The organism is Pseudomonas sp. MWU16-30322 (genome assembly GCF_020515535.1).
GTDB lineage: Bacteria > Pseudomonadota > Gammaproteobacteria > Pseudomonadales > Pseudomonadaceae > Aquipseudomonas > Aquipseudomonas fluorescens_H.
Map to the genome: position 1 here is coordinate 37,876 of NZ_JAIWYL010000005.1, position 25,271 is coordinate 63,146.

Below are 25,271 nucleotides of genomic sequence, written 5' to 3' on the forward strand. Positions count from 1 at the left end.
TTGATCTTCAAAGCCCGGAAGGCGAAAGCTTCCGGTTTTTTTGTTGCTGGTCTGAAAGTGATGGTGCTTGGCAGATCGCAATCGCGAGCAGGCTCACTCCCACAGGGAAATGCATTCCAAATGTGGGAGCGAGCCTGCTCGCGATGAGGCCTTCTCTGCTAACGACGATCTCACTCAAGCAATGCAGACACTGCCTACAACTGCGCCAGAATGCGCCGACTGGTGCTCGGTGCAGCCAAGTTCTATCGTTTGCCGGTCGCTACTCAATCACGCAGATCGGCCAGCATGAATACGTACCCCACGCAAAAAACCCACAAACAGAAAGTTCGTGATGAACTGACATTCCTTGATGTTCGAAAGGCCGCGCGTGATGGTCAGAAAGTGTTCGATAAATTTGTGATCACTGGCAGGCTACCCATTACAAAGTAAATCCAAAAAGATCGCAGCCTGCGGCAGCTCCTACAAGTAACTGTGTAGGAGCTGCCGCAGGCTGCGATCTTTTGATCGTGAAAACCAGCTAGCGAAAGCTTCCGGTTTTTTATTGCCTATTTGAAATTGATGGCGCTTGGCAGACCGCTTTCGCGAGCAGGCTCGCTCCCACTGTTGATCTGCGGTAATCACAGAGCATGTGCCCGGCGACGATCCTCTGTAGGAGTGAGCCTGCTCGCGATGAGGCCATAACGGCCAGCAAAATTATTGAGACAACTTCAGCTTATCCAGCAGTCGATTGACCAACAGCTCGTTCAGCATGATCACCTGTTGCAATGCCAGCAGCGGTTTGCGCTCCGGACCTTTCACCGAGTTGGCGATATTGCCGGCCATGGCGTTGGCTGATGACAGTGATTCACTGGCTTCGACGAGCAGTGTTTCGTCATCGAGCGTGGGATCGACCATGTAGATGGGGCGGGCCTTGGGTGGGAAGTACTCCGGGATATCGGGGCCGAGGTAAAAGTCGAGTGTGCGGTCGGCGGCGTCTTTTGTCTTTTGCGACTCAAGCTCGGGGTGGTGAGGGGTTGGATCAGCTTCTGGTGGGGTGGGCGTGGCTTTGAACATGGATGTAACTCCTATCGCAGATTCCAAGGAGCCATCACCCACGCTACCAAACGATGGGTGGCGGCCATACGCGGGTTGGTAGACCGGCTGCAATAGGAACCCGGCGCTCACGAATGAGCCCCACGCATGACCACCATAAAACCGAGCCTCAAGAAAGAGACTGAATAGGTGTTGCCATACAGCTATTACAGACGGGCTACCAAACCCGATCACTGATTTTCAGTGACAGGGAAACGATATAGCCCGGCCCATAGCCGCGTAAGCCGGCGGATTCTGGCGTACGCGTAGGTAACGGCGCAAGGCGTTGTAGGTCCGGTGGCGTAACGGATTGTGTGATTTAAACGTGTCTGCAGGATTGCGTTTACCGACAGAAAAATCCGCAAACGCCCTGTTTTTTATGGTGTCTGTCAGACCGTTTTCGCGAGCAGACTCGCTCCCACATTTGGACCGGGCGCATCAGTAAGGAATTGGTCGGTTGTAATGCCACCATCGCTGGCAAGCCAGCTCCCACTGGGACTGCATGCAATCTGCAGGACATCGGTCAGGTAACAGACCGCCATCGCGAGCAGGCTCACTCCTACAGTTCGGTCGGGTGCATCAGTAACAGAATGGTCGGGTCGTAGGCCGTCATCTCTGACAGGCCAGCTCCCACAAGATCAAGATCAAAAGATCGCAGCCTGCGGCAGCTCCTACAGGGAAGATAAGTACAACCCGCACGCGGCGCAGCCGCCCCACTCCAGGATGAGCGCAAGCTCGGCTGTCGCTCTTGATCTTGATCTTGATCCACGGGCGACGTCGGAAGGCTGAGTGGAGGGATTGATCCGGGGGTGGGAGCGCAGCGACCGTTTGGCGCAGCCAAACACAGCGAGAGGAGGTGCAGCGAAGCAAACCGTAGGCGCTGCCCCCGGATCGATCCCGCAGCGAAGGGACCCCGAGCCCCAGCGAGCGGGCCGCACGCAGGAGCAAGCCTTTTTGGTTACTTTTTCGGCGTCTGGAAAAAGTGACCCGCCGTAAGGGCGGAACCCTAAGCCGCCGTGACCGCAGCAACGGATATACACCCAAATTTCATCGAAGAAACGAAGCAACCTTCCGCGCAGCACTGGCCAAATGATCCGAATGCGTAAACCCGGAAACCTTCAACGGCTTCAAATCATGATCCCCAGAGGCCAACCAAAACACCTCAATACTCGGCGATAGATCATAAGCCTCGACTGCGTCCCGATTGCCAAGCGCATCCCGCTCCCCCTGCACAATCAAAGTCCGAGTCTTCAACCCAGCCAAATGCTCAACCCGCGGCTTCTCAGGTTTCCCCACCGCATAAAACGGATATCCGAGACAGACAAGCGCATCAACACCCAACTCATCAGCCAAAAGACTGGCCATCCGCCCGCCCATGGACTTACCACCGATGGCCAAAGTCCCAGCGACATGACGTCGCACTTCAGCGAACACTTCGCGCCAGCACTCAAGCAGTTTCGGCGCCGGATTAGGCGGCCGTTTACTGCCATCCACCCGCCGCTGCGCCATGTAAGGAAACTCAAACCGCAACACGTTCACGCCCAATGCAGCAAGGCGCCCAGCCATATCCGACATCCACTCACTGTCCATCGGCGCCCCCGCCCCATGCGCCAGGATCAACGTGGCCGAAGCCTCGCCAACAGCGGCATCCCACAACCACCCATGATCCCGCACGCACTGCGCCCATTGATCCCCGTCAATACTGGCCTTGTGCTGTTTGTCCATGCTTGCCTCTCTTTTAGTCTGCCTATAACTCCAGGCGAAGGATTCGCGGCGTCTTGCGCGCGCTCACTTCGGCTGAACCGTGGATGGGGAACCATGAACACTTCTATCAGTACCGCCTACAACTACAAGGTGGTCCGCCAATTCGCCATTATGACGGTGGTGTGGGGCATCGTCGGCATGGGGCTCGGGGTTTTTCTCGCGGCCCAATTGGTCTGGCCCGAACTCAACTTCAATTTGCCCTGGACCAGTTTCGGCCGTCTGCGCCCGCTGCACACCAACGCGGTGATCTTCGCCTTCGGTGGCTGTGCGCTGTTCGCCAGTTCGTTCTACTCGGTACAACGCACCTGCCAGACGCAATTGTTCGCGCCGAAAATCGCCGCATTCTGCTTCTGGGGCTGGCAGCTTGTGATTCTATTGGCAGCGATCAGCCTGCCACTGGGTTACACCAGTTCCAAGGAATACGCCGAGCTGGAATGGCCGATCGACATCCTGATCACCATCGTCTGGGTCGCCTACGCCATCGTGTTCTTCGGCACGATCATGCAGCGCAAGACCAAGCACATCTACGTCGGCAACTGGTTCTTCGGCGCGTTCATCATCACCGTGGCGATCCTGCACATCGTCAACAACCTCGAGTTGCCGGTGAGCCTGACCAAGTCCTACTCGGTGTACGCCGGTGCGACCGACGCGATGGTGCAATGGTGGTACGGCCACAACGCCGTAGGCTTTTTCCTCACCGCCGGTTTCCTCGGGATGATGTACTACTTCGTGCCGAAACAGGCCGAACGTCCGGTGTATTCGTATCGCCTGTCGATCGTGCACTTCTGGGCGCTGATCACCCTGTACATCTGGGCCGGCCCGCACCACCTGCACTACACCGCGCTGCCGGACTGGGCGCAGTCGCTGGGCATGGTGATGTCGCTGATTCTGCTGGCACCGAGCTGGGGCGGCATGATCAACGGCATGATGACCCTCTCGGGCGCGTGGCATAAGTTGCGCAGCGACCCGATCCTGCGCTTCCTCGTGGTGTCGCTGGCGTTCTACGGCATGTCGACCTTCGAAGGGCCGATGATGGCGATCAAAACGGTCAATGCGCTCTCCCACTACACCGACTGGACCATCGGCCACGTACACGCCGGCGCGCTCGGCTGGGTGGCGATGATCTCGATCGGCGCGCTGTACCACATGATCCCGAAAGTCTTCGGCAAAGAGCAGATGCACAGCATCGGCCTGATCAACGCGCACTTCTGGCTCGCGACCATCGGCACCGTGCTGTACATCGCCTCGATGTGGGTCAACGGCATCGCCCAGGGCCTGATGTGGCGCGCAGTCAACGAGGACGGCACGCTGACTTACTCCTTCGTCGAAACCCTGGTGGCCAGCCACCCTGGCTTCATCGTGCGTCTGGTGGGTGGGGCGATCTTCCTCAGCGGCATGTTGCTGATGGCTTACAACACCTGGCGCACCGTGCGGGCCTCGCAGCCTGCTGACGTCGTTGCTGCCGCGCAGATGGCCTGAGGAGTCCGCCATGAAACACGAAACGATTGAAAAGAACGTCGGCCTGCTGATGCTGCTGATGGTGTTCGCCGTGAGCATCGGCGGCCTGACCCAGATCGTCCCGCTGTTCTTCCAGGACGTCACCAACAAACCGGTGGAAGGCATGAAGCCCTACACCGCGCTGCAACTGGAGGGCCGCGACATCTATATCCGCGAAGGCTGCGTCGGTTGCCACTCGCAGATGATCCGGCCTTTCCGTGCCGAAACCGAACGCTACGGGCACTACTCGGTGGCCGGTGAGAGCGTGTGGGATCACCCGTTCCTCTGGGGCTCGAAACGTACCGGGCCGGATCTGGCCCGGGTCGGCGCGCGTTACTCGGATGACTGGCACCGCGCGCACTTGTACAACCCGCGCAACGTCGTGCCCGAGTCGAAAATGCCGGCCTACCCGTGGCTGGTGACGCAAGCGGTCGACAGCAGCCACACCGAAACCAAGCTCAAGACCATGCGCACCCTCGGCGTGCCGTACACCGACGATGACATCAGCGGCGCGGTCGCCAGCCTCAAGGGCAAGACCGAAATGGACGCCCTCGTCTCCTACCTGCAAGTGCTCGGCACTGCGATCAAGAGCAAGAGGTGAGCACGATGATCATTGAAATGAGTGCAGGGCTGATTCGCGGCCTCGGCACCGTCGTGGTGTTCGTCGCCTTCGTCGGCCTGACGATCTGGGTGTTCAACCGCAAGCGTACCCCGGAGTTCGCCGAAGCGCGCCTGCTGCCGTTCGCCGACGAGCCGAAACCCGACACCCAACCAGTATCTGAACCAAGGAGTACCCGGCCATGACCACCTTCTGGAGTACGTGGATCTGCGTACTGACCATCGGCAGCCTGATCGGCCTGACCTGGCTGCTGATCGGCACGCGTCGGGGCGAGACCAAGGGCAGCGTCGACCAGACCATGGGCCACAGCTTCGACGGCATCGAGGAGTACGACAACCCGCTGCCGCAGTGGTGGTTCATGCTGTTCGCCGGCACGCTGGTGTTCTCCGTGGGCTATCTGATCCTGTATCCGGGCCTGGGCAACTGGAAAGGCATCCTGCCCGGCTACGAGGACGGCTGGACCGGCGTCCACGAGTGGGAAAAGGAAATGAGCAAGGCCGACGCCAAATTCGGGCCGATCTTCGCCAAATTCGCCGCCATGCCGGTGGAAGAAGTGGCGAAGGATCCGCAGGCGCTGAAAATGGGTGGCCGGCTGTTCGCTTCCAACTGCTCGGTGTGCCACGGTTCCGACGCCAAGGGCGCTTTCGGCTTCCCTAACCTGGCCGACAGCGATTGGCGCTGGGGCGGCGATGCCGAGACCATCAAGACCACCATCATGGGTGGCCGGATGGCGGCAATGCCAGCCTGGGGCGACGTGCTGGGTGAAGCCGGGGTGAAGAACGTCGCGGCGTATGTGCGTCACGAACTGGCCGGCCTGCCACTGCCCGCCGACAGCAAGGCTGACCTGCAAGCCGGACAGCAAGCGTTCAGCACCACCTGCGTAGCCTGTCATGGGGCAACCGGCCACGGCACTGAAGCCATGGGTGCGCCGAATCTGACGCACCCGGCCGGATTTATTTATGGCACGAGTCTGACGCAGCTTGAGCAGACCATCCGCCACGGTCGCCAAGGCCACATGCCGGCACAGAACGAACTGTTGGGCAACGATAAAGTGCAACTGCTCGCCGCTTATGTGTACAGCCTGAGCCATGGATTGAATACAGAAAAACTGATTACTGAAGACAACAAGTAATAAGTATTGCGTACATATCTGCCGCACCGTTCTCGGTGCGGCAGCATCCCGCCCCTTTGCGACGCATTGTCGCACCCCGTCACACCCTCTCCTTTCGAATCCTCCGATTCGGGTCTACGCTTGCTCGATGCGGACTGGCCCGTGCCGGTTCCAGGTCGACCTTGAGCGATGTGTTCGACAAATCGCCTGACTGACAGGGCGCAAAGCCCGGTAGATACCGGCTGTCGCGTCGATGACCGTCCGTCACCCGATCACTGCGTTCGAACTCACCCCGTTACAACTGACCTGAACCCCTCGCTTTTTTCGTCCGCTGCGACATTTTGTCCGAGGCCAATTTTGTCCTTACGCGGCGTATGGAAAGGCCGCAGAATCAGCGTTGGAAAGCATTGACCCAGGTCATGGCGCGTTGCAATGACCCCCTGCTCTCTGCATACTTGCGGCCGATTTTAATCCTAATAAAACACCCAAACCGTGGAACCTTAGAATGAGCACAGCAATCAGTCCGACTGCTTATAACTATAAGGTAGTCCGCCAGTTCGCCATCATGACGGTGGTCTGGGGGATCCTTGGCATGGGGCTCGGTGTCTTCATCGCCTCGCAACTGGTCTGGCCGGAGTTGAACTTCGGTCTGCCGTGGACGAGCTTTGGACGCCTGCGCCCGTTGCACACAAACCTGGTGATTTTCGCCTTCGGTGGTTGTGCACTGTTTGCCACTTCCTACTATGTCGTGCAGCGAACCTGCCAGACGCGACTGATCTCCGACAGCCTCGCCGCCTTCACCTTCTGGGGCTGGCAAGCGGTGATCGTCGGCGCAATCATTACCTTGCCGCTGGGTTACACCACCACCAAGGAATATGCAGAGCTGGAATGGCCGCTCGCCATTCTGCTGGCCATTGTCTGGGTCTCCTACGGGCTGGTGTTCTTCGGCACCATCACCAAGCGCAAGACCAAGCACATCTATGTCGGTAACTGGTTCTACGGCGCGTTCATCGTCGTGACCGCGATGCTGCACATCGTCAACCACGCGTCCCTGCCGGTCAGCTTCTTCAAGTCCTACTCGGCCTATGCCGGTGCGACCGACGCGATGATCCAGTGGTGGTACGGCCACAATGCCGTGGGCTTCTTCCTGACCACCGGCTTCCTCGGGATGATGTACTACTTCGTGCCGAAACAGGCCGAACGTCCAATCTACTCCTATCGCCTGTCGATCGTGCACTTCTGGGCGCTGATCACCCTGTACATCTGGGCCGGCCCGCACCACCTGCACTACACCGCACTGCCGGATTGGGCACAATCGCTGGGCATGGCGATGTCGATCATCCTCCTGGCGCCAAGCTGGGGCGGCATGATCAACGGCATGATGACCCTCTCGGGCGCCTGGCATAAGCTGCGCACCGACCCGATCCTGCGCTTCCTCGTGGTGTCGCTGGCGTTCTACGGCATGTCGACCTTCGAAGGTCCGATGATGGCGATCAAGACCGTCAACTCGCTCTCGCACTACACCGACTGGACCATCGGCCACGTCCACGCCGGCGCTTTGGGCTGGGTGGCGATGATTTCGATCGGCGCGATCTACCACATGATCCCGAAACTGTTCGGTCGTGCGCAGATGCACAGCGTCGGCCTGATCAACGCGCACTTCTGGCTCGCGACCATCGGTACCGTGCTGTACATCGCTTCGATGTGGGTCAACGGCATCACTCAGGGTCTGATGTGGCGTGCAATCAACGATGACGGCACCCTCACCTACTCGTTCGTCGAAGCGCTGCAGGCCAGCCACCCGGGCTACATCGTCCGTGCCCTGGGCGGTGCATTCTTCGCCAGCGGCATGTTGTTGATGGCTTACAACGTCTGGCGCACCGTGCGCGCCTCGAACCCGGCTGAAGCCGAAGCCGCTGCCCAGATCGCTGTCGTTGGAGCTCACTGATGAAGCATGAAGCTGTCGAGAAGAATATTGGCCTGCTGGCCTTCTTCATGGTCATCGCCGTCAGCATTGGCGGCCTGACCCAGATTGTTCCGCTGTTCTTCCAGGACGTCACCAACAAGCCGGTCGAAGGTATGAAGCCGCGTTCGGCGCTGGAACTGGAAGGCCGCGACGTCTACATCGCCAACGGTTGTGTCGGCTGCCACTCGCAGATGATCCGTCCGTTCCGCGCTGAAACCGAACGCTACGGCCACTACTCGGTCGCCGGTGAAAGCGTCTGGGACCACCCGTTCCTGTGGGGTTCCAAGCGTACCGGCCCGGATTTGGCTCGTGTCGGCGGTCGTTACTCCGATGACTGGCACCGTGCGCACCTGTACAACCCGCGCAACGTGGTGCCTGAGTCGAAAATGCCGGCTTACCCGTTCCTCGTGGAAAACAAGCTCGACGGCAAAGACACGGCCAAGAAAATGGAAGTGTTGCGCACGCTCGGCGTCCCTTACACCGACGAAGACATCGCCGGTGCAAAAGATGCCGTGAAGGGCAAAACCGAAATGGACGCGCTGGTGGCCTACCTTCAGGGCCTGGGCACCATCATCAAAAGCAAACGGTGATTCTTAATGGATATCGGGATGATTCGAGGCCTGGGCACCGTTGTCGTGATGGTGGCCTTCATCGGTTTGGCGTTGTGGGTGTTCAGCCCCAAGCGCAAGTCGGAGTTTGAAGACGCAACCTTGCTGCCTTTTGCGGATGATCCCGAAGCCATCAAGCACGTCGAGCAAGCTTCTAGGAGTAACAAAGAATGACTACATTCTGGAGTCTGTACGTCACAGTCCTCAGTCTCGGTACGATCTTCGCCCTGACCTGGCTGCTGCTGTCGACCCGCAAGGGCCAGCGCAGCGAACAGACGGACGAAACGGTCGGCCACTCCTTCGACGGGATCGAGGAGTACGACAACCCACTGCCGAAATGGTGGTTCATGCTGTTCGTGGGCACCATCGTGTTCGCCTTGGGTTATCTGGTGCTGTACCCGGGCCTGGGCAACTGGAAAGGCCTGCTGCCGGGCTACAACTACCTCGATAACGACAAGCAGACCGCGTTCGCCAACGGCAAGACCGGCTGGACCGGCGTGCACGAATGGGAAAAGGAAATGGCCCGCTCGGACGCCAAGTTCGGTCCGATCTTCGCCAAGTTCGCGGCAATGCCGATCGAGGAAGTCGCCAAGGACCCACAAGCCTTGAAGATGGGTGGCCGTCTGTTCGCCTCCAACTGCTCGGTCTGCCACGGTTCCGACGCCAAGGGCGCCTATGGCTTCCCGAACCTGACCGACGCCGACTGGCGCTGGGGCGGCGAGCCGGAAACCATCAAGACCACCATCATGGGCGGTCGTCACGCAGTGATGCCGGCCTGGGCCGAAGTGATTGGCGAACAAGGCGTAGCCGACGTCGCGGCCTTCGTGGTGACCCAGCTCGATGGCCGTAAACTGCCGGAAGGCACCAAGGCTGACCCGGCCAACGGCCAGAAACTCTTCGCCGCCAACTGCGTGGCCTGCCACGGTCCTGAGGGCAAGGGCACCCCGGCCATGGGCGCGCCTAACCTGACCCACCCGGCCGCGTTCATCTACGGTTCGAGCTTCGCGCAACTGCAGCAGACCATCCGTTACGGCCGTCAGGGCCAGATGCCTGCGCAGGAACAACTGCAAGGCAACGACAAGGTCCACCTGCTGGCGGCTTACGTTTACAGCCTGTCCCACGGTGAAAAAGCGCCGGAAGCCGAGGCGCAGTAAAGCCAGGGCTTGATGCAATGAAGAATCCCCCGCCAGTGCTCTGGCGGGGGATTTTTTATGGGGCACTGGCCCAGATCGACTTCACCGGCACGGTGGCCACCGGTGTACGTTTGCGCCACTGATTGTCCTCGACCAGACTTACCTCCAATTGCTTGCGGTCCTTGGAAAAAGTGGCGGTCAGGTACGTCTGCTGAGAAGCTGAACCGCTGAGAAACATCGGCACGCTCCCCATATAGGTCTGGCTACCACCCTCGTCGTGGAAGTGGCCGGCGAACATCGCCGTCACCTGATACTTTTCGATCATGTCGCGAAAGCGCTTTTCCTGATCCCGACTACCCGCCCAGTCATAGGGTTTGTGCATGTTGATAATGATCGCGTAACCCTGCGCCCGCGCGATCCGCAAATCAGTTTCCAGCCAATCCAGCGAGTGTTTGATATCAAACGTGGTCGGATTCAAGGCATGGGAAATCTTCACCGCGTAAGTCGGTTCATTGTTCAACTGCACCAGATGCACTTCACCGATATTCTTTGAATAAGCCAGACTACCCAGATAGTGCTTGTTCAGAAAACTGCCGCTCACTTCCAGATCGAACTGGTCGACTTTATCGACATGATGATCACGGTAATCAACAATACTGCCTGCGGCGCAGTTCTCACTGAAACAGTCATTCACATTGTTCTGATAATCGTGATTACCCAATCCGTAGAGCACGTGATCGCCAAAGTATTTCTTCAGCATCGATCCGACATAAGAACGCTGCCAGCCATGGCCAAACGCGGTCATGTCACCATTGATCATCAATGGTACTGCAGCCTGCCCGCCCATCTCGTTGCGGAACTGGGCGACACTCGCGAACTGGGTTTCCACCAGCCATTTCGCGCGTTTTTCGAAATCCGCGCTCGATTCATCTTCACCACTGTCCGATTTTTCCGTCCACGGGTATTGCGGATCCGAGGCGAATACCATGTGTTGCGGCGCACTTTCGTTGGCACTGGCCAAAGAAGTCAGTGACAACAGGCACAGACACGCGAAAAGCTTTTTAACTTCCTTGATTCTCATAACACTCCAATATTTAGTTAACCATCAAAACATGAACATGCAACTAATACGCTGCAGAACAGCCGCAAAGCTATTCGAAAACAATAAAAAATTAAAAGCCTTCAATTAACTAATGATATTTCCACAACATCGGCACAGTCATTGAAATTAATACTTTGAGACACATGCCTGATGGACTCGATCAACAATGCTCTGTAGGGTCTTCCACAGCCCGATGATCCGCATCGGAGCAACTTCAAGGATGAAGCCACTATGTTGAATGACGACAAGAACCGTCTCTCGGATGATCAGAACCTCGCTGATAACAATCACGCCGAACCATCAGATCACCCCGCGGAATCGATTGCCGTGACACTGGGCAATCCGTTGCAACCCGAATCCCGCCGCACCACAAAACCCCACAGAAATACCGGCAGCCTCGACAGCCTGGGCGGCGGCAGGCTTCCCTGAGTCTTGAAGTCAGGTCTGAATAAACCCGAGCCGGTCTCCACCTTTGGCGAGGCCGGCTCGACTGACGCCAGCCAGGGACCGACCAACGGACGGCTGAGCCCGGTCTTCCTCGATTGCCGCACCGAAGGCGAAGTAGTAACGTTGCTACACCTGTATTGCGAGAGGTCTACCATGATGGCAATCACCACCATCTCAAGCCGTGAATTCAATCAGGACACCAGCGGCGCCAAAAAGGCTGCACGTCTGGGTCCAGTGATCATCACCGACCGTGGCAAGGCCTCTCACGTACTGTTGAGCATTGAGGAATTTCAGAAACTGAGCGGTGCAAACGCCAGCATTGTCGATTTGCTGGTCATGCCGGAGGCTGCCGACATCGATTTCGAAACCGAGCGTGCAGTCATCATTCATCGTCCTGTGGATCTGTCCTGATGTATTTACTCGACACCAATGTGATTTCCGAACTTCGCAAGCCGCAAGCCGATGCCAATGTCGTCAGTTGGGCCAAAAGTGTCATCGCACCGCGCCTGTACATCTCGGCCATTACCTTGAAAGAACTGGAAACCGGGGTACTACGAATGGAACGGCGTGATCCTGCTCAAGGAAAGCTGTTGCGCAGCTGGCTGACGCGTCACGTCATGCCGGCCTTCGAAGCACGAATCCTGCCGGTCGATGCTGCGGTTGCACTACGCTGCGCCAGCCTGCATGTGCCCGACCAGACCAATGAAAGCGATGCATTGATCGCCGCCACTGCCCTGGTGCACGGGCTCACGGTGGTCACTCGTAACGTCGGCGATTTCCAGTCGAGCGGCGTTGCTCTGATCAATCCATGGGAACAATGAGCGAGCGACTGCGCGAAAACTGTCCATACTCATCAAGTCAATTGATCTGCATCAGGCTTTGCTGCATTCGCTACACCAATAACGCTTTTTTCCCAACGCGACCAAAGGTCGCACCCTTGAGCCAGAGCGACAGGCGTATCATTGCGCCACTGCAACACCCCTTTCTGACCGCGGTCGGCACGTATCGACCGAGGCGTTTTTCCACTGCCGTGGGATGCAATGATGAGCAACCAGATTCCGGTACACGACATCACACCACCGAGCAAAAACGCGAACAACAGCGTCGATCTTTACGCCTCCCGAGAAAAAATCTACACCCGTGCCTTCACCGGTCTGTTCCGCAATCTGCGAATGGTGGGCGGCGCCGCGCTGTTCCTGCTGTATTTCGGTACGGTGTGGCTGAACTGGGGCGGGCATCAGGCGGTGTGGTGGAACCTGCCTGAGCGTAAATTCTTCATCTTTGGTGCGACCTTCTGGCCGCAGGATTTCATCCTGCTGTCCGGCCTGCTGATCATCGCGGCATTCGGCCTGTTCTTCATCACCGTCTACGCCGGCCGTGTCTGGTGCGGCTATACCTGCCCGCAAAGCGTGTGGACATGGATATTCATGTGGTGCGAGAAGGTCACCGAAGGCGACCGCAACCAGCGCATCAAGCTCGATAAAGCGCCAATGAGCGGCAACAAGTTTTTGCGCAAACTCGCCAAGCATTCGCTTTGGCTGCTGATCGGCTTCGTCACCGGCATGACCTTCGTCGGCTACTTCTCGCCGATCCGCGAACTGGTGTTCGAGTTCTTCACCGGCCAGGCCGATGGCTGGTCGTATTTCTGGGTCGGGTTCTTCACCCTCGCCACCTACGGCAATGCCGGCTGGCTGCGTGAACAGGTGTGTATCTACATGTGCCCGTACGCACGCTTCCAGAGCGTGATGTTCGACAAGGACACGCTGATCGTTTCCTACGATCCGCGTCGCGGCGAAAGCCGTGGCCCGCGCAAGAAAGGTGTCGACTACAAGGCCCTGGGGCTGGGCGATTGCATCGATTGCACCATGTGCGTTCAGGTGTGCCCGACCGGCATCGACATTCGTGACGGTCTGCAGATCGAGTGCATCGGTTGCGCCGCGTGCATCGACGCCTGCGACGCCATCATGGACAAGATGGACTACCCGCGCGGCCTCATCAGCTACACCACCGAACACAACCTCTCCGGACAGAAAACCCATAAACTGCGGCCACGCCTGATCGGCTATGCGGTAGTGCTGCTGGCGATGATCAGTCTTTTGGTCACCGCGTTCTTCATGCGCTCACTGGTCGGGTTCGACGTCAGCAAGGACCGCGTGCTGTACCGCGAAAACGCCGAAGGCCGGATCGAAAACGTCTACAGCCTGAAGATCATGAACAAGGATCAGCGCGACCACACCTACGTGCTGGAGGCCGCCGGTCTGCCGGATCTGCGCCTGCAAGGCAAACGCGAGATCAAGGTGCCGGCCGGCGAAATTTTCAGCATGCCGGTGGAGTTGTCGAGCGCACCGGAACAATTGCCGTCAAGCACCAACGAGGTGAAATTCATCCTCAAGGATGCCGACGACGACAGCGTCCACGTTGAAGCCAAGAGCCGATTCATCGGCCCACAAACCCGTTGAGAGAACTGAACATGCCCGCAGCAAACGCCGCAAGCCCTTGGTACAAGCACCTTTGGCCATGGATCATCATCGGGATCCTGACCTGTTCGGTGACCTTGACCCTGTCGATGGTGACCATTGCGGTGAACAACCCGGACAACCTGGTTAACGACAACTACTACGAGGCCGGTAAAGGCATCAATCGTTCACTGGATCGCGAACTGCTGGCGCAGAATCTGAAAATGCGCGCCAACGTGCATCTGGATGACGTCACTGGCGAAGTCGATCTGCGCCTGAGCGGTGACAGCCAGCCGAAAACCCTGGAACTGAACCTGATCTCGCCGACCCAGCCGGAGAAGGATCGCAAGATCGTCCTGACCCGCAGCGAAACCGAAACCGGCCGTTACATCGGCCAGTTGGGCGACAAGGTCGAAGGCCGACGTTTTGTCGAATTGCTGGGCACTCAGGACGACCACGTGTGGCGCATGTTCGAAGAGGAACAGGTCAGCCATGACAAGGATCTGCTGCTCGGTGACGAACCGCTGCAGGGCGCCGAAGACCTGGATAAATAAAAATCTGCACTGTGGTGAGGGAGCTTGCTCCCGCTGGGGTGCGAAGCGCCCCTATAACCCGCTTCCCGGTTCATTCAGGCAGAATGAATTGCTGCCATACGACTGCTTCGCAGCCGAGCGGGAGCAAGCTCCCTCGCCACAATAGATTTGCACGGCATCACAAATGACCACCCCACTCCCCTGCTACCACTGCGCTCTGCCCGTCCCGTCGGGCAGCCGCTTCACCGCCGTCGTGCTCGGGGAGTCCCGCGAGTTCTGCTGCCCCGGCTGTCAGGCTGTGGCCGAAGCCATCGTCGCCGGTGGTCTGGAAAGCTATTACCAGCATCGCAGCGAAGCCTCGGCCAACCCCGAAGCACTGCCGGTGCAATTGACCGATGAACTGGCGCTGTACGACCGCGCCGACGTGCAAAAACCTTTCGTACGTCATGAGGGCGAACTCGCCGAAACCACCCTGTTGATGGAAGGCATCAGTTGCGCCGCCTGCGGCTGGCTGATCGAGAAACACCTGCGCACTCTGCCGGCCGTGGCCGAGGCGCGGCTCAATCTGTCGAACCATCGCCTGCATGTGCAATGGGCGGATGCGCAATTGCCACTGAGCCAGATCCTCGCCGAACTGCGCCACATCGGTTACGCCGCCCACCCGTATCAGGCCGACCGCGCCAGCGAACAACTGGCCAGCGAAAACCGTCTGGCGCTGCGCCAACTCGGCGTCGCCGGATTGCTGTGGTTCCAGGCAATGATGGCGACCATGGCGACCTGGCCGGAATTCAACATCGACCTCAGCCCCGAACTGCACACGATCCTGCGCTGGGTCGCGCTGTTCCTCACCACGCCGATCGTGTTCTACAGCTGCGCGCCGTTCTTCAAGGGCGCCATGCGCGATTTGCGTACCCGACATCTGACCATGGACGTCTCGGTGTCGCTGGCGATCGGCAGTGCCTACATCGCCGGGATCTGGACCTCGATCACCGGGGTCGGCGAGCTGTACTTCGATGCGGTCGGGATGTTCGCGCTGTTTCTCCTCGCCGGGCGCTATCTGGAGCGTCGCGCCCGCGAACGCACCGCCGCTGCCACCGCGCAGCTTGTGAACCTGCTACCAGCCTCGTGCCTGCGCCTCGACGCCAATGGCCAGAGCGAACGCATTCTGCTCAGCGAATTGCGCCTAGGTGACCGGGTGCTGGTGCAACCGGGTTCGATCCTGCCGGCGGACGGCAAGATCCTCGACGGCCAGTCGAGCATCGACGAATCGCTGCTGACCGGTGAATACCTGCCACAACCGCGCACCCTCGGCGATGCGGTCACCGCCGGTACGCTGAACGTCGAAGGCGCGTTGACCGTCGAGGTGCTGGCGCTGGGTCAGGACACACGCCTGTCGGCCATCGTCCGCCTGCTCGATCGCGCCCAGGCCGAGAAACCGCGACTGGCGGAAATCGCCGACCGCGCCGCGCAATGGTTCCTGCTGTTGTCGCTGATTGCAGCGGCGGCCATCGGCCTGTTGTGGTGGCAGCTGGACTCGTCACGGGCGTTCTGGATCGTCCTGGCGATGCTGGTCGCGACCTGCCCTTGCGCGCTGTCGCTGGCGACCCCGACGGCGTTGACCGCTGCCACTGGCACCCTGCACAAACTCGGCCTGTTGCTGACGCGCGGCCACGTGCTGGAAGGCCTGAACCAGATCGACACGGTGATCTTCGACAAGACCGGCACCCTCACCGAAGGGCGACTGGTTTTACGTTCGATTCGCCCACTGGGCACGTTGAACAGCGACCAGTGCCTTAGCCTGGCCGCCGCTCTGGAAAACCGTTCGGAACACCCGATTGCCCGCGCCTTCGGGCGTGCGCCACTGGCCGCCGAGGAAGTGCACAGCACGCCGGGGCTTGGGCTAGAAGGATTGGTCGACGCACAGCGCTTGCGCATCGGGCAGGCCGAATTCGTCTGCGACCTCAGCGGCGCACCTGTGCCGGCGATGCCGGATGAACCGGGCCAATGGCTGCTGCTTGGAGACGATCAAGGGCCGCTGGCATGGTTCGTTCTCGACGACCGCCTGCGCGACGACGCACCCGCCCTGCTCGCCGCGTGCAAGGCCCGAGGCTGGCGTACGCTGCTGCTGTCCGGCGACAGTTCGCCGATGGTCGCCAGCGTCGCCGCGGAACTGGGCATCGACGAGGCCCGTGGCGGTCTGCGCCCGGACGACAAATTGCAGGTGCTGCAACAGTTGCATCAAGAAGGACGCAAGGTGTTGATGCTCGGCGATGGGGTGAATGACGTACCGGTGCTGGCCGCTGCCGACATCAGCGTGGCCATGGGTTCGGCCACGGATCTGGCGAAAACCAGTGCCGACGCGGTGCTGCTGTCCAACCGTCTCGACGCGCTGGTGCAAGCCTTCACGCTAGCGCGCAGAACCCGTCGGGTAATCATCGAGAACCTGCTGTGGGCGGCGCTGTACAATGGCCTCATGTTGCCGTTCGCCGCCCTCGGCTGGATCACTCCGGTGTGGGCCGCGGTCGGCATGTCGATCAGTTCGTTGACCGTGGTGCTCAACGCCCTGCGCCTGACTCGCCTGCCGAGCGCGCCGGTTGCCGGCACCCGTTCAGAAACCCGCCCGTTGCCGGCCTGAGCCGCACGGCCCTGGAGTACCGATGCCAGCTCTTTACGTGATGATCCCGGCCGCCCTGCTGATCGTGGCCATCGCCGTGTACATCTTCTTCTGGGCGGTGGACAGCGGGCAGTACGACGACCTCGACGGCCCGGCCCACAGCATCCTGTTCGACGATCAGGACCCGAACCACACCGCCGCCGTGGACGATGCCAAATCCGACAAACCGCAGGACAAGGCGCCACCCCATGCTTGAGCTGGCGCCCCTGCTGGTCTCGGCGCTGATCCTCGGTCTGCTCGGTGGCGGGCATTGCCTGGGCATGTGCGGCGGCCTGATGGGCGCACTGACTCTGGCGATTCCCAAAGAACAGCGCAGCCGGCGGTTTCGTTTGCTGCTGGCGTACAACCTCGGACGGATCCTCAGTTACGCGACCGCTGGATTGCTGATCGGCCTGGCTGGCTGGGCGGTGGCGAACAGCCCGGCGGCGATGTTCATGCGCATCCTCGCCGGGTTGCTGCTGATTGCGATGGGCCTGTATCTGGCCGGTTGGTGGAGCGGCCTGACCCGCATCGAAAGCCTGGGTCGCGGTTTGTGGCGTTACATTCAGCCGGTGGCCAATCGGCTGCTGCCGGTGTCGAGTTTGCCCCGCGCGTTGCTGCTCGGCGCGCTGTGGGGCTGGCTGCCCTGCGGACTGGTTTACAGCACGCTGCTGTGGTCGGCGAGCCAGGGCAATGCGCTGGACAGTGCGCTGTTGATGCTCGCGTTCGGGCTGGGGACGTGGCCGGTGCTGCTCGCCACAGGGCTGGCGGCCGAGCGGGTGACGGCGTTGCTGCGCAAACGCAGCGTGCGCATGGCCGGGGGCTTGCTGGTGATTCTGTTCGGGATCTGGACGCTTCCTGGCCCTCACCAACATTGGTTGATGGGTCACTAAAACTGTGGCGAGGGAGCTTGCTCCCGCTGGGGTGCGAAGCGCCCCTCCCGATTTGACAGCAAAACCAGGGGCCTGCTGCGCAGTCCAGCGGGAGCAAGCTCCCTCGCCACAAAAGCAGTCATTACCAATACGCCGTTGATGCAAATCAAGAGCCCCGTCGCCGCACCCCGATAGACTCGCCACACTGCCAGCCTATCCGGGGGAATGCCCGCATGCTCGACGCCATTCGTTGGGACACTGATCTGATCCGCCGCTACGACCTGGCGGGGCCGCGCTACACCTCGTATCCGACGGCCGTGCAATTCAACAGCCAGGTCGGCACCTTCGACCTGTTCCATGCCCTGCGCGACAGCCGCAAGGCGCTGCGCCCGTTGTCGCTGTATGTGCACGTGCCGTTCTGCGCGAACATTTGCTACTACTGCGCCTGCAACAAAGTCATCACCAAGGATCGCGGGCGCGCACAACCGTATCTGCAACGCCTGGAGCAGGAAATCCAGTTGATCGCCTGCCACCTGGAACCGGCGCAGAAAGTCGAGCAACTGCACTTCGGCGGCGGCACCCCGACCTTTCTCAGCCATGACGAACTGCGTCAACTGATGGCGCACCTGCGCAAACACTTCAATCTGCTGGATGACGATTCCGGCGATTACGGCATCGAGATCGACCCACGCGAGGCCGACTGGTCGACCATGGGCCTGCTGCGTGAACTGGGTTTCAACCGGGTCAGCATCGGCCTGCAAGACCTTGATCCGGCGGTACAGCGCGCGGTCAATCGCCTGCAAAGCCTTGAGGAGACCCGCGCAGTCATCGACGCGGCGCGCACCCTGCAATTTCGCTCGATCAACATCGACCTGATCTATGGCCTGCCCAAGCAGACCCCGGAAAACTTCGCGCGCACCGTCGAGGAAGTCATCAGCCTGCAACCGGACCGGCTCTCGGTATTCAACTACGCGCACTTGCCGGAGCGCTTCATGCCGCAGCGGCGGATCAACAGCCACGAACTGCCAAGCCCTGCGCAAAAACTGGAAATGCTCCAGCGCACCATCGAACAACTGACCGCCGCCGGCTACCGCTACATCGGCATGGACCACTTCGCCCTGCCCGACGATGAGCTGGCAATCGCTCAGGAAGAACAGACCCTGCAGCGCAACTTCCAGGGCTACACCACCCACGGCCATTGCGATCTGATTGGTCTGGGGGTGTCGGCGATCAGCCAGATCGGCGATCTCTACTGCCAGAACAATAGCGATCTGAACCAGTACCAGAACACCCTGGCCGCCGCGCAACTGGCGACCAGCCGGGGCCTGGTGTGCAATGCCGACGATCGCTTGCGTCGCGCGGTGATCCAGCAACTGATCTGCAATTTCAGCCTGGAATTCGCCGAGATCGAGCAGGCGTTCAACATCGATTTTCAGGGTTACTTCGGCGCGCTGTGGCCGCAACTGCAAGGCATGGCCAACGATGGGCTGATCAATCTGGAACGCGAGCGGATCGAAGTGCTGCCGGCCGGACGCCTGCTGGTGCGCTCGGTGTGCATGGTATTCGACGCGTATCTGGAACAGCAGAACCGGCAGCGCTTTTCGCGGGTGATCTAGTTTTTCGTCAGCAGTGAGCCGAGCTTGAGGTTCTGCTCGGAGGTGAGGCCGGACTGGTCCATGACTTTGGACAGGGCCAGGTTGGCGCTGATCAGCCCGGTATTCAGCGCGGCGATGGCGCCACGCAGTGCGGCGAGCATGTTGACCTTGGCTTCGTTGGTCAGCCTCTTGTCAGCCATGACCGCCGCCATCCGGGCTTTCTTCTCGGCGATTTCCTTTTGCAGTTTGCGGATCATCTTCAGCAATTGCTGGACGTTTTCCGGCAGGCCACTGTCTTCGATGTCGCTGTTCTCGCCACCGACGCTGAAGGCTTTTTCGATCGAGGCATGGGACAGCGACACTTTGACACCCTCGACCAAGGTCGGGGTTGCCAGCGACGCCGAGTCGGCATCCTGCTCGTCGCCGGACACCGTCCTGGCGGTGCCCGGTACAGACGCAACGCCGCTGTTACCGGGGTTCAGTGTGTCAATGGCAGCCATCGAAGCGATTCCTTGCATGCATGGTGATACCCCTTTATCGGCCACTTGCCCTGCGGCTTTACGCCCGTGGGACAAACTCGCCGCAGACTGGCCTGAATGTCCTCCCGTGGGTTACCCTTACGGCTTATGTGTGTTTTCCCACAAGGATTTAAGAAATGTCCGAGCCAGTTAAACTGCGCGCTCACAACCAGGCCCATTGCAAGGATTGCAGCCTGGCTCCTCTCTGCCTGCCACTTTCTCTGAATCTGGAAGACATGGATGCGCTGGACGAAATCGTTAAACGTGGCCGCCCGCTGAAAAAGGGCGAGTTCCTGTTCCGCCAGGGCGACACTTTCGATTCCGTTTATGCAGTACGCTCCGGCGCCCTGAAGACCTTCAGCCTGAGCGACAGCGGCGAAGAACAGCTCACCGGTTTCCACCTGCCGAGCGAACTGGTCGGCCTGTCCGGCATGGACACCGAGAAACACCCGGTGTCGGCCCAGGCCCTGGAAACCACCTCGGTCTGTGAAATCCCCTTCGAACGCCTCGACGAACTGGCCCTGCAACTGCCGCAGCTGCGCCGTCAGTTGATGCGGGTGATGAGCCGCGAGATCCGCGACGACCAGCAAATGATGCTGCTGCTGTCGAAGAAAACCGCCGACGAGCGCATCGCCACGTTCCTGGTCAACCTGTCGGCACGTTTCCGCGCTCGCGGGTTCTCGGCCAACCAGTTCCGCCTGAGCATGTCGCGCAACGAAATCGGCAACTATCTGGGCCTCGCGGTGGAAACCGTGTCGCGGGTGTTTACCCGGTTCCAGCAGAACGAACTGATCGCCGCCGAGGGCAAAGAGATCCACATCCTCGACCCGATCCAGCTCTGCGCCCTGGCCGGCGGCTCGCTCGAAGGCTGATCTCGATCCGCGGTTGAGCGAAGCGTTTCAGCCGCGGGTATACTGCGCCGTTTGCAGCCCTGCCAGGACACCTCGACGATGGTCTTCGACTCCTTCGACATCAAATCCCTGATCCGCCCCGTGATCGACTTCCCGAAACCGGGCGTGATCTTTCGCGACATCACCCCGCTGTTCCAGTCGCCCAAGGCCCTGCGCCTTGTGATGGACAGCTTCGCCCACCGTTATGTGGAAGCCGACTTCACTCACATCGGCGCGATGGATGCGCGCGGTTTCCTGATCGGCTCGGTGCTGGCCTACCAGCTGAACAAGCCGCTGGTGCTGTTCCGCAAGCAGGGCAAACTGCCGGCGGACGTATTGGCCGAGGGTTATGCGACCGAATACGGCGAAGCGTTCCTCGAAGTGCACGCCGACAGCCTGTGTGAAGGCGATTCGGTGGTGATGTTCGATGACCTGATTGCCACCGGTGGCACGCTGATCGCAGCCGCCAACCTGATCCGCCGCATGGGCGCGCGGGTGCATGAAGCGGCGGCGATCATTGATCTGCCGGAGCTGGGTGGGTCGCAGCGTCTGGAAGACATGGGGATTCCGACGTTCTGTCTGACGCAGTTTGCTTTGACTGACAAGTAAGCGGCGTCTGTACTGCCGCCTTCGCGAGCAAGCCCGCTCCCACAGAGGATTTGTGAACGCCACAGATCCAATGTGGGAGCGGGCTTGCTCGCGAAGGGGCCTGCAGCCTCACCGCAAAACCTAAAGCCCCATCTGCTTGCTGATGATCTCGTTCATCACCTCCCGCGTCCCGCCGCCGATCGACAGAATGCGGTTATCCCGATACAGCCGCTCCACCAGACTTTCGCGCATGTAACCCAGACCACCAAGAATCTGCACCGCTTCACTGGTGATCCGGTCGGAGGTGTCCGTGGCAACGTTCTTCGCCATGGAAATCTCCTTGATCACGCTCTGCCCCGCCGCCATTTTCGCCGCCTGGCGGTAGGTGAACTCGCGCGATACTTCCAGTGCCGTGGCCATTTCGGCCAGCCGATGCTTGATCACCTGGAACTTGCCGATCGGTTTGCCGAACGCCTCACGCTCGCGCGCCCATTTCAGCGCCTGTTCCAATGCCAGCTGCGAAGTCATGTTGGCCATCAGCGCCAGCGCCAGCCGTTCGCTCTGGAAATTGCCCATGATGCAGGCGAAGCCCATGTTCTCCGCGCCAATCAGATTGCCCACAGGCACCCTGCAATCGTCGAAGAACAGTTCAGCGGTGTCCGAGGCCCACCAGCCCATTTTCTTCAGCTGGCGGCCTACGCTGAAGCCAGGGGTGCCCTTCTCGATCAACAGCAGGCTGATGCCGCCGAAACCCGGCGCTCCGGTGCGCACTGCGACGGTGTAGAAATCGGCGCGTACGCCACTGGTGATGAAGGTCTTGCTGCCACTCACCCGGTAGACATCGCCGTCACGCACGGCGCGGGTTTGCAGGTTGGCGACGTCGGAACCGCCGCCGGGTTCGGTAATCGCCAGTGCGCTGATTTTCTCGCCGCTGAGCACTGACGGCACGACGCGGTCGCGCACCTCGGGCCGGGCCCATTTGACGATCGGTGGCAGGCCGATATCCAGCGAACCGAGGCCGGCGACCAAACCACCGGAGCCGCAGCGCATCAGCTCTTCGCTGGCGGCAACCTTGGCGAACACATCACCTTCGTGGCTGCCACCCAGCGCTTCGGGGTAGCCGATGCCGAGAATCCCAGCCGCCCCGGCCTTCAGGTACAGCTCACGGGGAAAGCCTTCGGCTTCTTCCCACGCATCGATGTCCGGCAGGATCTCGCGCTCGACGAAACGTCTGACGCTGTCGCGGACCATTTGGTGGCTGGGGTCGAAGTATTCCTGGAAGGCAGGCATCGGCGAACTCCACTGAAGGGTTTACCGAACTTAACCGAGCGCTTGCTTGGTTTTCAATAGGTTTGTGTGAATCAGTCAGACCGAGGTGCGCCATTCGCGAGCAAGCCCGCTCCCACAGGAGGATGCATTCCATTGTGGGAGCGGGCTTGCTCGCGAAGGCGTCTGTTCAGACACCCTGTAACTCAGAGGGAAATCGGCTTACGCCCGGCAAACGAATGCGCCAGCGTTCCGCCATCTACCAACTCCAACTCCCCGCCCAGCGGTACGCCGTGGGCAATCCGCGAGGCGATCAGGCCTTTGTTGCTGAGCAGTTGGGCGATGTAATGCGCGGTCGCCTCACCTTCCACCGTCGGGTTGGTGGCGAGGATGACCTCGGTAAACGTGCCCGCCTCTTCAATACGCGCCATCAATTGCGGAATACCGATGGCTTCCGGGCCCAGGCCGTCGAGCGGCGACAGGTGGCCCTTGAGCACGAAGTAGCGGCCACGGAAACCGGTCTGTTCCACTGCATACACGTCCATCGGCCCTTCCACCACGCACAACAGCGTATCGTCGCGGCGCGTGTCGGCGCATTGCGGGCACAGATCGTCTTCGGTCAGCGTACGGCACTGACGGCAGTGACCAACCCCTTCCATGGCCTGGCTCAGGGCCTGGGCCAGGCGCGTGCCGCCGCTGCGATCACGTTCGAGCAACTGCAACGCCATGCGCTGGGCGGTTTTCTGACCCACACCCGGCAAAGTGCGCAGGGCGTCGATCAGTTGGCGAATCAAAGGGCTGAAGCTCATGGGTAAAAAGTCCGACAAAACAACGAGACGCGGTTTATACCCGCGCCTCCGGCCAGCGTCAAATGCTCAGTCCTGGGCAACCTTCACCACCAGTTTGCCGAAGTTGCGCCCTTCCAGCAGACCGATAAACGCCTCGGGCGCCTGCTCCAGGCCCTCGACCACGTCCTCACGGAATTTCACCTTGCCGTCGCGCACCCACGGCACCATGTGGCTGATGAATTCCGGCTGACGGTCGCCGTAGTCATCAAAGACGATGAAGCCCTGAATTCGCACCCGCTTGGTCAGCAGCGTTCGTTGCAGCATCGGCAGACGATCCGGGCCTTTCGGCGCTTCGGAGGCGTTGTAACCGGCGATCAGCCCGCACAGCGGGATCCGCGCCTTGGGGTTGAGCAGCGGCACCACGGCATCGAACACATGCCCGCCGACGTTCTCGTAATAGATGTCGATGCCTTTCGGGCAAGCCTTGGCCAGTTGTTCGGCAAAGTCCGGCGCCTTGTGATCGATGCAGGCATCAAAACCCAACTCCTCGACCACGTATTTGCATTTATCGGCGCCACCGGCCACGCCGACAGCGCGCAGGCCCTTGATCTTCGCGACCTGACCGACCACCGAGCCGACCGCACCGGACGCGGCAGCCACCACCAGGGTTTCGCCTTCTTTCGGCTGACCGATGTCGATCAGCCCCATGTACGCGGTCATCCCCGGCATGCCCAGCACACCGAGGGCCATCGACGGGCTCGGCAGGCCGGACGGGATCGGCATGATGTTGCGCCCGTCACTGATGCTGTGGCTCTGCCAGCCGGTCAGACCGACCACCAGATCGCCCGGGTGGAATTTTGGATGACGTGATTCCTCGACGCGGCTGACAGCGCCACCGGTCATCACTTCGCCGATTTGTACCGGCGCGGCGTAGGACGGCGCGTCGCTCATGCGTCCGCGCATGTACGGATCCAGCGACAGGTACAGGGTCTTGAGCAGCACCTGCCCGTCTTCGAGGTCCGGCAACGCTTCGCGCTCCAGACGGAAGTTTTCCGGGGTCGGCGCGCCAACCGGGCGCGAGGCGAGGACGAAGCGTTGATTGAGGGTCAGAGGGTCGGACATGTCAGCGTCTCCTGTGATTGGGAATTCGGGGGTATAGGGAGCAGACCTTGGTGACATCACAGCGTTCGATGTTTCTACTCGACTCCTGTGGCGAGGGAGCTTGCTCCCGCTGGAGTGCGAAGCGCTCCCCCTGCTTTCTTTCAGGTATACCGGGTTTTCAGGGTTTACGACGACTTCGTCGCCGAGCGGGAGCAAGCTCCCTCGCCACAAATGAATACCGAAGGGCCGAGAGACGGAAACAAAAATGCCAGGCGCAATGCCTGGCATTTTGTGTAGCTCATCCAACCCGCAAAGGCGAATCAGAATGGCAGTTTCATACCCGCTGGCAGGTTCATGCCGGCGGTCATGCTGCCCATTTTTTCCTGGCTGTTGGCTTCGATCTTGCGCACGGCGTCGTTGACGGCGGCAGCAACCACGGCTTCGAGCATTTCCTTGTCGTCTTCGCTCAGGCCTTCAACCAGGCTTGGGTCGATGCTGACGCTTTTCACGTCGTGACGACCGGTCATCACCACGGTGACCATATCGCCACCGGCCTTGCCGGTGACTTCGGCGTTGGCCAGTTCTTCCTGCATCTTGGCCATTTTTTCCTGCATCTGCTGTGCCTGCTTCATCAGGCCGGCCATGCCACCTTTCATCATGGGAATCACCTCAAAAGTACTTGGATCAAAACAG

Annotated in this window: 27 protein-coding genes; 19 read left to right on the plus strand and 8 right to left on the minus strand. The window is 60.1% G+C overall.

Translation table 11 applies throughout. From position 1 onward, the window contains the following. Window positions 1-693: 693 nt before the first annotated feature. Complete coding sequence (locus tag LCH64_RS11205) at window positions 694-1,053, minus strand: hypothetical protein (RefSeq protein WP_226500295.1); 360 nt, start codon at window positions 1,051-1,053, stop codon at window positions 694-696. A 1,065-nt stretch (window positions 1,054-2,118) separates the two neighbouring features. Beyond that, on the minus strand, window positions 2,119-2,796 hold the full coding sequence (locus LCH64_RS11210) for an alpha/beta family hydrolase (RefSeq protein WP_226500296.1): 678 nt from the start codon (window positions 2,794-2,796) through the stop codon (window positions 2,119-2,121). Window positions 2,797-2,889: 93 nt separating this feature from the next. Here LCH64_RS11210 and ccoN (LCH64_RS11215) point away from each other — a divergent pair, with 93 nt between their 5' ends. The 8 genes from ccoN (LCH64_RS11215) (at window position 2,890) to ccoP (LCH64_RS11250) (ending at window position 9,790) form a co-directional block, all read left to right on the plus strand. After that, entirely contained in the window at window positions 2,890-4,314 is a 1,425-nt protein-coding gene (ccoN, locus tag LCH64_RS11215) for a cytochrome-c oxidase, cbb3-type subunit I (RefSeq protein WP_103368400.1), read from the plus strand. A gap of 10 nt (window positions 4,315-4,324) precedes the next feature. Continuing rightward, a complete protein-coding gene (gene ccoO, locus LCH64_RS11220; protein ID WP_003223389.1) occupies window positions 4,325-4,933 on the plus strand; it encodes a cytochrome-c oxidase, cbb3-type subunit II in 609 nt (202 codons plus the stop codon). Between the two features lie 5 nt (window positions 4,934-4,938). Then, window positions 4,939-5,136, plus strand: a complete 198-nt coding sequence (locus tag LCH64_RS11225) for a cbb3-type cytochrome c oxidase subunit 3 (protein WP_226500297.1) — start codon at window positions 4,939-4,941, stop codon at window positions 5,134-5,136. Beyond that, window positions 5,133-6,083, plus strand: a complete 951-nt coding sequence (ccoP, locus tag LCH64_RS11230; RefSeq protein ID WP_226500298.1) for a cytochrome-c oxidase, cbb3-type subunit III — start codon at window positions 5,133-5,135, stop codon at window positions 6,081-6,083. Before LCH64_RS11225 ends, ccoP (LCH64_RS11230) begins: the two co-directional genes overlap by 4 nt. A 484-nt stretch (window positions 6,084-6,567) precedes the next feature. After that, window positions 6,568-8,010 (plus strand): cytochrome-c oxidase, cbb3-type subunit I, encoded by a 1,443-nt coding sequence (gene ccoN, locus LCH64_RS11235; RefSeq protein ID WP_003223381.1) that lies wholly within the window; start codon window positions 6,568-6,570, stop codon window positions 8,008-8,010. Beyond that, window positions 8,010-8,618 carry a cytochrome-c oxidase, cbb3-type subunit II gene (gene ccoO / locus LCH64_RS11240; RefSeq protein ID WP_003223378.1) on the plus strand — a complete coding sequence of 203 codons (609 nt, stop codon included), beginning with the start codon at window positions 8,010-8,012 and terminating at the stop codon, window positions 8,616-8,618. Before ccoN (LCH64_RS11235) ends, ccoO (LCH64_RS11240) begins: the two co-directional genes overlap by 1 nt. A gap of 6 nt (window positions 8,619-8,624) precedes the next feature. Next, on the plus strand, window positions 8,625-8,810 hold the full coding sequence (locus LCH64_RS11245; RefSeq protein WP_003175465.1) for a CcoQ/FixQ family Cbb3-type cytochrome c oxidase assembly chaperone: 186 nt from the start codon (window positions 8,625-8,627) through the stop codon (window positions 8,808-8,810). Further along, the gene (gene ccoP / locus LCH64_RS11250) at window positions 8,807-9,790 is read left to right on the plus strand and encodes a cytochrome-c oxidase, cbb3-type subunit III (RefSeq protein WP_003223372.1); all 984 of its coding nucleotides are present in this window, start codon (window positions 8,807-8,809) and stop codon (window positions 9,788-9,790) included. The genes LCH64_RS11245 and ccoP (LCH64_RS11250) overlap by 4 nt, the downstream gene beginning before the upstream one ends. Before the next feature lie 55 nt (window positions 9,791-9,845). Here ccoP (LCH64_RS11250) and LCH64_RS11255 read toward each other — a convergent pair whose 3' ends face one another. Beyond that, on the minus strand, window positions 9,846-10,850 hold the full coding sequence (locus tag LCH64_RS11255) for a metallophosphoesterase (protein ID WP_226500299.1): 1,005 nt from the start codon (window positions 10,848-10,850) through the stop codon (window positions 9,846-9,848). 252 nt (window positions 10,851-11,102) lie between these two features. On the opposite strand from LCH64_RS11255, the gene LCH64_RS11260 reads away from it, so the two are divergent. From LCH64_RS11260 to hemN, 9 genes are all read left to right on the plus strand, one after another. Next, a complete protein-coding gene (locus tag LCH64_RS11260) occupies window positions 11,103-11,300 on the plus strand; it encodes a hypothetical protein (RefSeq protein WP_003223368.1) in 198 nt (65 codons plus the stop codon). A gap of 174 nt (window positions 11,301-11,474) precedes the next feature. Continuing rightward, window positions 11,475-11,729, plus strand: coding sequence for a type II toxin-antitoxin system Phd/YefM family antitoxin (locus tag LCH64_RS11265; protein WP_045122727.1), 255 nt, complete (start codon window positions 11,475-11,477; stop codon window positions 11,727-11,729). Beyond that, window positions 11,729-12,139: a type II toxin-antitoxin system VapC family toxin gene (locus tag LCH64_RS11270; protein WP_003223364.1), complete on the plus strand. Its 411-nt coding sequence runs from the start codon at window positions 11,729-11,731 to the stop codon at window positions 12,137-12,139. Before LCH64_RS11265 ends, LCH64_RS11270 begins: the two co-directional genes overlap by 1 nt. Window positions 12,140-12,361: 222 nt before the next feature. Beyond that, the gene (gene ccoG / locus LCH64_RS11275; RefSeq protein ID WP_226500300.1) at window positions 12,362-13,777 is read left to right on the plus strand and encodes a cytochrome c oxidase accessory protein CcoG; all 1,416 of its coding nucleotides are present in this window, start codon (window positions 12,362-12,364) and stop codon (window positions 13,775-13,777) included. An 11-nt stretch (window positions 13,778-13,788) separates the two neighbouring features. Continuing rightward, complete coding sequence (locus LCH64_RS11280) at window positions 13,789-14,328, plus strand: FixH family protein (protein WP_103485065.1); 540 nt, start codon at window positions 13,789-13,791, stop codon at window positions 14,326-14,328. Window positions 14,329-14,491: 163 nt separating this feature from the next. After that, window positions 14,492-16,942 carry a heavy metal translocating P-type ATPase gene (locus tag LCH64_RS11285; protein ID WP_226500301.1) on the plus strand — a complete coding sequence of 817 codons (2,451 nt, stop codon included), beginning with the start codon at window positions 14,492-14,494 and terminating at the stop codon, window positions 16,940-16,942. 22 nt (window positions 16,943-16,964) lie between these two features. Beyond that, entirely contained in the window at window positions 16,965-17,177 is a 213-nt protein-coding gene (gene ccoS, locus LCH64_RS11290) for a cbb3-type cytochrome oxidase assembly protein CcoS (RefSeq protein ID WP_003223354.1), read from the plus strand. Next, complete coding sequence (locus LCH64_RS11295) at window positions 17,170-17,853, plus strand: sulfite exporter TauE/SafE family protein (RefSeq protein WP_095165377.1); 684 nt, start codon at window positions 17,170-17,172, stop codon at window positions 17,851-17,853. The genes ccoS and LCH64_RS11295 overlap by 8 nt, the downstream gene beginning before the upstream one ends. Before the next feature lie 212 nt (window positions 17,854-18,065). Beyond that, complete coding sequence (hemN, locus tag LCH64_RS11300) at window positions 18,066-19,448, plus strand: oxygen-independent coproporphyrinogen III oxidase (protein WP_003223350.1); 1,383 nt, start codon at window positions 18,066-18,068, stop codon at window positions 19,446-19,448. Here the strand turns inward: hemN and LCH64_RS11305 are convergent. Continuing rightward, a complete protein-coding gene (locus LCH64_RS11305) occupies window positions 19,445-19,927 on the minus strand; it encodes a hypothetical protein (protein ID WP_226500302.1) in 483 nt (160 codons plus the stop codon). The two genes, hemN and LCH64_RS11305, sit on opposite strands and share 4 nt — an antisense overlap. 155 nt (window positions 19,928-20,082) lie before the next feature. On the opposite strand from LCH64_RS11305, the gene fnr reads away from it, so the two are divergent. Beyond that, window positions 20,083-20,817, plus strand: coding sequence for a fumarate/nitrate reduction transcriptional regulator Fnr (gene fnr / locus LCH64_RS11310; protein WP_003223347.1), 735 nt, complete (start codon window positions 20,083-20,085; stop codon window positions 20,815-20,817). Between the two features lie 78 nt (window positions 20,818-20,895). Continuing rightward, the gene (locus tag LCH64_RS11315; protein WP_003223345.1) at window positions 20,896-21,444 is read left to right on the plus strand and encodes an adenine phosphoribosyltransferase; all 549 of its coding nucleotides are present in this window, start codon (window positions 20,896-20,898) and stop codon (window positions 21,442-21,444) included. Window positions 21,445-21,564: 120 nt separating this feature from the next. On the opposite strand, the gene LCH64_RS11320 is transcribed toward LCH64_RS11315, so the two are convergent. From LCH64_RS11320 to LCH64_RS11335, 4 genes are all read right to left on the minus strand, one after another. Beyond that, window positions 21,565-22,713, minus strand: coding sequence for an acyl-CoA dehydrogenase family protein (locus tag LCH64_RS11320; protein ID WP_226500303.1), 1,149 nt, complete (start codon window positions 22,711-22,713; stop codon window positions 21,565-21,567). Window positions 22,714-22,895: 182 nt separating this feature from the next. Next, entirely contained in the window at window positions 22,896-23,498 is a 603-nt protein-coding gene (gene recR / locus LCH64_RS11325; protein ID WP_003223341.1) for a recombination mediator RecR, read from the minus strand. Between the two features lie 66 nt (window positions 23,499-23,564). After that, entirely contained in the window at window positions 23,565-24,599 is a 1,035-nt protein-coding gene (locus tag LCH64_RS11330) for an NADP-dependent oxidoreductase (protein ID WP_226500304.1), read from the minus strand. 299 nt (window positions 24,600-24,898) lie between these two features. Continuing rightward, window positions 24,899-25,237, minus strand: a complete 339-nt coding sequence (locus tag LCH64_RS11335) for a YbaB/EbfC family nucleoid-associated protein (protein WP_003223337.1) — start codon at window positions 25,235-25,237, stop codon at window positions 24,899-24,901. Window positions 25,238-25,271 lie beyond the last annotated feature (34 nt).

Coding starts and splice junctions, on each gene's coding strand:
- LCH64_RS11205 (WP_226500295.1), bottom strand. CDS start 1,053: ATGTTCAAAGCCACGCCCACCCCACCAGAAGCTGATCCAACCCCTCAC.
- LCH64_RS11210 (WP_226500296.1), bottom strand. CDS start 2,796: ATGGACAAACAGCACAAGGCCAGTATTGACGGGGATCAATGGGCGCAG.
- ccoN (WP_103368400.1), top strand. CDS start 2,890: ATGAACACTTCTATCAGTACCGCCTACAACTACAAGGTGGTCCGCCAA.
- ccoO (WP_003223389.1), top strand. CDS start 4,325: ATGAAACACGAAACGATTGAAAAGAACGTCGGCCTGCTGATGCTGCTG.
- LCH64_RS11225 (WP_226500297.1), top strand. CDS start 4,939: ATGATCATTGAAATGAGTGCAGGGCTGATTCGCGGCCTCGGCACCGTC.
- ccoP (WP_226500298.1), top strand. CDS start 5,133: ATGACCACCTTCTGGAGTACGTGGATCTGCGTACTGACCATCGGCAGC.
- ccoN (WP_003223381.1), top strand. CDS start 6,568: ATGAGCACAGCAATCAGTCCGACTGCTTATAACTATAAGGTAGTCCGC.
- ccoO (WP_003223378.1), top strand. CDS start 8,010: ATGAAGCATGAAGCTGTCGAGAAGAATATTGGCCTGCTGGCCTTCTTC.
- LCH64_RS11245 (WP_003175465.1), top strand. CDS start 8,625: ATGGATATCGGGATGATTCGAGGCCTGGGCACCGTTGTCGTGATGGTG.
- ccoP (WP_003223372.1), top strand. CDS start 8,807: ATGACTACATTCTGGAGTCTGTACGTCACAGTCCTCAGTCTCGGTACG.
- LCH64_RS11255 (WP_226500299.1), bottom strand. CDS start 10,850: ATGAGAATCAAGGAAGTTAAAAAGCTTTTCGCGTGTCTGTGCCTGTTG.
- LCH64_RS11260 (WP_003223368.1), top strand. CDS start 11,103: ATGTTGAATGACGACAAGAACCGTCTCTCGGATGATCAGAACCTCGCT.
- LCH64_RS11265 (WP_045122727.1), top strand. CDS start 11,475: ATGGCAATCACCACCATCTCAAGCCGTGAATTCAATCAGGACACCAGC.
- LCH64_RS11270 (WP_003223364.1), top strand. CDS start 11,729: ATGTATTTACTCGACACCAATGTGATTTCCGAACTTCGCAAGCCGCAA.
- ccoG (WP_226500300.1), top strand. CDS start 12,362: ATGAGCAACCAGATTCCGGTACACGACATCACACCACCGAGCAAAAAC.
- LCH64_RS11280 (WP_103485065.1), top strand. CDS start 13,789: ATGCCCGCAGCAAACGCCGCAAGCCCTTGGTACAAGCACCTTTGGCCA.
- LCH64_RS11285 (WP_226500301.1), top strand. CDS start 14,492: ATGACCACCCCACTCCCCTGCTACCACTGCGCTCTGCCCGTCCCGTCG.
- ccoS (WP_003223354.1), top strand. CDS start 16,965: ATGCCAGCTCTTTACGTGATGATCCCGGCCGCCCTGCTGATCGTGGCC.
- LCH64_RS11295 (WP_095165377.1), top strand. CDS start 17,170: ATGCTTGAGCTGGCGCCCCTGCTGGTCTCGGCGCTGATCCTCGGTCTG.
- hemN (WP_003223350.1), top strand. CDS start 18,066: ATGCTCGACGCCATTCGTTGGGACACTGATCTGATCCGCCGCTACGAC.
- LCH64_RS11305 (WP_226500302.1), bottom strand. CDS start 19,927: ATGGCTGCCATTGACACACTGAACCCCGGTAACAGCGGCGTTGCGTCT.
- fnr (WP_003223347.1), top strand. CDS start 20,083: ATGTCCGAGCCAGTTAAACTGCGCGCTCACAACCAGGCCCATTGCAAG.
- LCH64_RS11315 (WP_003223345.1), top strand. CDS start 20,896: ATGGTCTTCGACTCCTTCGACATCAAATCCCTGATCCGCCCCGTGATC.
- LCH64_RS11320 (WP_226500303.1), bottom strand. CDS start 22,713: ATGCCTGCCTTCCAGGAATACTTCGACCCCAGCCACCAAATGGTCCGC.
- recR (WP_003223341.1), bottom strand. CDS start 23,498: ATGAGCTTCAGCCCTTTGATTCGCCAACTGATCGACGCCCTGCGCACT.
- LCH64_RS11330 (WP_226500304.1), bottom strand. CDS start 24,599: ATGTCCGACCCTCTGACCCTCAATCAACGCTTCGTCCTCGCCTCGCGC.
- LCH64_RS11335 (WP_003223337.1), bottom strand. CDS start 25,237: ATGATGAAAGGTGGCATGGCCGGCCTGATGAAGCAGGCACAGCAGATG.